At 46.2% G+C, this 3,435-nt stretch carries 4 protein-coding genes and 1 pseudogene; 1 reads left to right on the forward strand and 4 read right to left on the reverse strand.

What is annotated here, in order from left to right; translation table 11 throughout:
- Window positions 1-51: 51 nt before the first annotated feature.
- The 4 genes and pseudogenes from BGL89_RS21205 to rpsO all read right to left on the reverse strand — a co-directional run bounded on the left by BGL89_RS21205 (window position 52) and on the right by rpsO (window position 2,634).
- Window positions 52-697 (reverse strand): annotated as a pseudogene (locus tag BGL89_RS21205) (Uma2 family endonuclease).
- A 64-nt stretch (window positions 698-761) separates the two neighbouring features.
- On the reverse strand, window positions 762-1,817 hold the full coding sequence (gene aroF / locus BGL89_RS06800) for a 3-deoxy-7-phosphoheptulonate synthase (protein ID WP_286825043.1): 1,056 nt from the start codon (window positions 1,815-1,817) through the stop codon (window positions 762-764).
- Window positions 1,818-1,875: 58 nt separating this feature from the next.
- On the reverse strand, window positions 1,876-2,340 hold the full coding sequence (locus BGL89_RS06805; protein ID WP_286825044.1) for a PAM68 family protein: 465 nt from the start codon (window positions 2,338-2,340) through the stop codon (window positions 1,876-1,878).
- A gap of 24 nt (window positions 2,341-2,364) precedes the next feature.
- Window positions 2,365-2,634, reverse strand: a complete 270-nt coding sequence (rpsO, locus tag BGL89_RS06810) for a 30S ribosomal protein S15 (protein ID WP_002738807.1) — start codon at window positions 2,632-2,634, stop codon at window positions 2,365-2,367.
- Window positions 2,635-2,911: 277 nt separating this feature from the next.
- On the opposite strand from rpsO, the gene BGL89_RS06815 reads away from it, so the two are divergent.
- Window positions 2,912-3,241, forward strand: a complete 330-nt coding sequence (locus tag BGL89_RS06815; RefSeq protein WP_002738864.1) for an NAD(P)H-quinone oxidoreductase subunit M — start codon at window positions 2,912-2,914, stop codon at window positions 3,239-3,241.
- Window positions 3,242-3,435 lie beyond the last annotated feature (194 nt).

Here is a 3,435-nt window from a genome sequence, read left to right on the forward strand (position 1 = left end):
TAGTATTTAACTCTAGAGGAACTGTCACCATAATTACCTCGACTGCTCTAGTTAATTATTTTTAGCTAGTTGACTAACAAGCCATGCTCTTAAATTCTTTTCTGCCCTGACTTCATCCTCTTTAGCAGTGGCTAAAAATTCATAGAGTTTAGTTTTCGGAACTAGGGGAAAAGTGGGACTAAATTCCCCTTCCTGATAAACCCCCTTGTCTAACCGATAAATGCGCCAGATTTGTCCATTAAAACGCCATAATTCCGGCACTCCCAAACGGGCATAAAGTGCTAATTTATTAATATCCGTGTGGGTGATATCCACTTCCACCACTAAATCTGGGGGCGGATCTTCAGTTAAATTAATCCTTTTTCCCAGCACTTTAGCCTGATTTTGAATGTAGTAGGCATTGTCAGGTTCTGCTCCTCGTTCTAAATCTTCCCTAGCTAGAGTTGTGGAACCCATACTTTTAATTTTTAAACCCAATTCTCCGAATAAATAATCCGATTAATTCTCGATAAAACTCGTGTTCTTCTAGGGGCATAGTAATTTCTAAAGTACCACGATCATAAAATAAATGGGCGCGATTATTTTCCCCTAGCGCCTGTAAAATTTGCTGATAGGATAGCCAATTGAGATGATAAAAAGTAACCCGTCTTTCTGCCCGGATTTCGCTAGTATTTAACTCCAGAGGAACTGTCACCATAACTGCCCCGAAAAGCGAAATTTATGCCCAAAAAAGGGGGTTGATTCACCCCCTAATCATCTTATTAAACCAGTGCTGGAACTTGAGGCCAACGCCCGATCGTCTTACCAATGACCGCTAACTCCTGAGTTAATTGATCGAACCGGTCGGGGGTCAAGGATTGCGGCCCATCAGATAGGGCCTTCGCCGGGTTAGGATGTACCTCGATCATCAAGGAATCGGCCCCGGCTGCCAGGGAAGCCATGGCCATGGTCGGGACATATTCCCATTTACCCGTACCGTGGCTAGGATCGATCATGATCGGCAGGTGAGTTAAAGTTCTTAAAACGGGAATACAGGATAAATCTAGGGTATTGCGAGTATATTTACTGTCAAAGGTGCGGATACCGCGTTCGCAGAGAATGACACTGCTATTTCCTGCCGCGAGGATATATTCTGCCGCCATCAACCAATCTTCAATAGTGGCCGCCATGCCGCGCTTGAGTAGGACCGGTTTCGGTTGCGCCCCAACTTTTTTCAGGAGGGAAAAATTCTGCATATTGCGCGCCCCCACTTGCACCACGTCGGCTATTTCGACAATCTTATCGAGATCCGCCGCGTCCATTACTTCCGTGATAATACCCAAACCACTGGCATCTCTAGCCGCCGCTAGTAATTCCAAAGCGCTTTCCCCGTGACCTTGGAAAGCATAGGGAGAAGTGCGGGGTTTGTAGGCACCACCGCGGAGGAATTGCGCTCCGGCTGCCGCCACTCGTTTGGCAGTTTCCACGATCATCGCTTCATTTTCCACCGAACAGGGGCCGGCGACAATGCTAACGGTATGATTTCTGCCGATGGGGATAACACCGTTAGGAGTGGGGACTAAAACCTCGCTGTATTCGCCGTGACGGTATTCTAAAGAGGCGCGTTTGAAGGGTTGTTCGACTCGCAGGACGGTTTCGATCCAAGGGCTTAATTCTTGGATTTGTAGGGGGTCTAATTCCCTGGTTTCTCCGACTAAACCGATGACAACTTTATGCTTACCGACGATTTTTTCGGGACTTAATCCCCATGCCTCGAATTCGGCACTGACGCGCTCGATTTCAATTTCCGGGGAACCAACTTTCATGACAATAATCATGGCATTAACCCTTTATTTTTTCCTTTAATCTCTATTGTTGACGATTTCTAGAGGTTATCTATTTTTCTTCCACTTCTTTTTTGCCAGACCGCCACGCGGCGATCGTTCTGCCAAAATTAGCTTGAAATTCTTGCCATCCTAGCCAATCCCCCACCCGATCCTCATCCCAAGAAGCGGAGAAGATGCCATAACTCAGACCGATGAAACCTAGACCAAATAGGCTTAAACTGACGAGCATGGCGACGTAGGAAGGGATTTCGAGAAGATCGTGGCTAATAATCCAGTAGAAGCCAAAAAAGGAAGCTATCCCCAGTGCCGTCGGCAGGCCACAAAATACCGCCATCCGTTTGGCCATCCGTTGACTGACCACTTGCGGAATCGCCTTTAAGCTGGTTTCCTCGGAGCGATTTTTTAGGGGCGGTGGCACGGGACTAGGGGCAATTTTCGGGGTTTTTCGCTTATTTTGGCGCGGCTCAAAGGGGAGACGTGCTTTTTTCTCCGTCGATTTCGATTCAGAGGCCATGATACGGATGCAAAGGGGGTATGCTTAACGGCGAATTCCGAGACGACCAATCAGGGTTTGATAACGTTGTTGATCTTTCTTCTGGATATAGGTTAACAGTCCCCGACGACGACCAATCATCTGGAGTAATCCCCGACGGGAAGCATGGTCTTTCGGGTTAGCTTTCAGGTGTTCGGTCAGTTGGTTGATTCTCTCGGTTAAGAAAGCTACCTGTAACTCCGATGATCCTGTATCGGTTTCGTGGGCCTGATATTGGCTGATTAGTTCTTGTTTTTTGGTCTGGGTTAAGGCCATAGGACTCGTGATCTCTGCTTAAACACTGCAATCTATCATAGTATCACGTTTCTGGTCGATCCGTAAACATTGTTCGGGAGACAGCCATCTCAGTGATCAGTTATCAGTTACCAGTTATCAGTGGGGGTGTTAAGTGAGCAGTACATGGGTGACAGTAACAGTGTTGTCTTTTCACTGATTACTGTTTACTGATCACTGAAAAAAACTTCCCAATTCCCCAATTCCGCAAATCATGGCAAAATCTTAGACATAGCGTCTAACTTACCCTGAAGATTCCATGCTGTTAAAATCCACGACCCGTCATATTCGCATTTATACGGCTGAAGTAAAAAATAATCAATTAATCGAGAGTAACAATGTCTTGACTCTTGATGTGGATCCCGATAATGAATTTAATTGGGAAGAAGTGGCTCTCAATAAGGTTTATAGTAAGTTTGATGAATTGGTAGAATCGTACAATGGGGAAGAACTGAGCGAATATAATCTCCGTCGCATCGGTTCAGATCTAGAACATTTTATCCGTTCTCTCCTGCAAAAAGGGGAAATTAGCTATAATCTCAACGCCAGAGTGCAGAACTATAGTATGGGTTTACCGAAATTAGGGTGAACGATTCCGCGTACCTTCCCCACCCGGACACCTAGGGGGTGGGGAATTTGCCTCGCGGCAATGAGGAGTTTCACTCCTTGGGGGTGAGGGAAGAATTGCCTGTTATAGTTACTAATTCTGTACGCAAACGTCGCACTTTGAATCAGCTTTGTACGCTTTGACCCGTACAGGGCTAACTACAAGCCTCTCTATCG

It is taken from the genome of Microcystis sp. LSC13-02, assembly GCA_002282935.1.
Lineage (GTDB): Bacteria > Cyanobacteriota > Cyanobacteriia > Cyanobacteriales > Microcystaceae > Microcystis.

What these genes read in the sequence shown, in the direction of transcription:
- aroF (WP_286825043.1), bottom strand. Translation starts at nt 1,817, where the DNA reads ATGATTATTGTCATGAAAGTTGGTTCCCCGGAAATTGAAATCGAGCGC.
- BGL89_RS06805 (WP_286825044.1), bottom strand. Translation starts at nt 2,340, where the DNA reads ATGGCCTCTGAATCGAAATCGACGGAGAAAAAAGCACGTCTCCCCTTT.
- rpsO (WP_002738807.1), bottom strand. Translation starts at nt 2,634, where the DNA reads ATGGCCTTAACCCAGACCAAAAAACAAGAACTAATCAGCCAATATCAG.
- BGL89_RS06815 (WP_002738864.1), top strand. Translation starts at nt 2,912, where the DNA reads ATGCTGTTAAAATCCACGACCCGTCATATTCGCATTTATACGGCTGAA.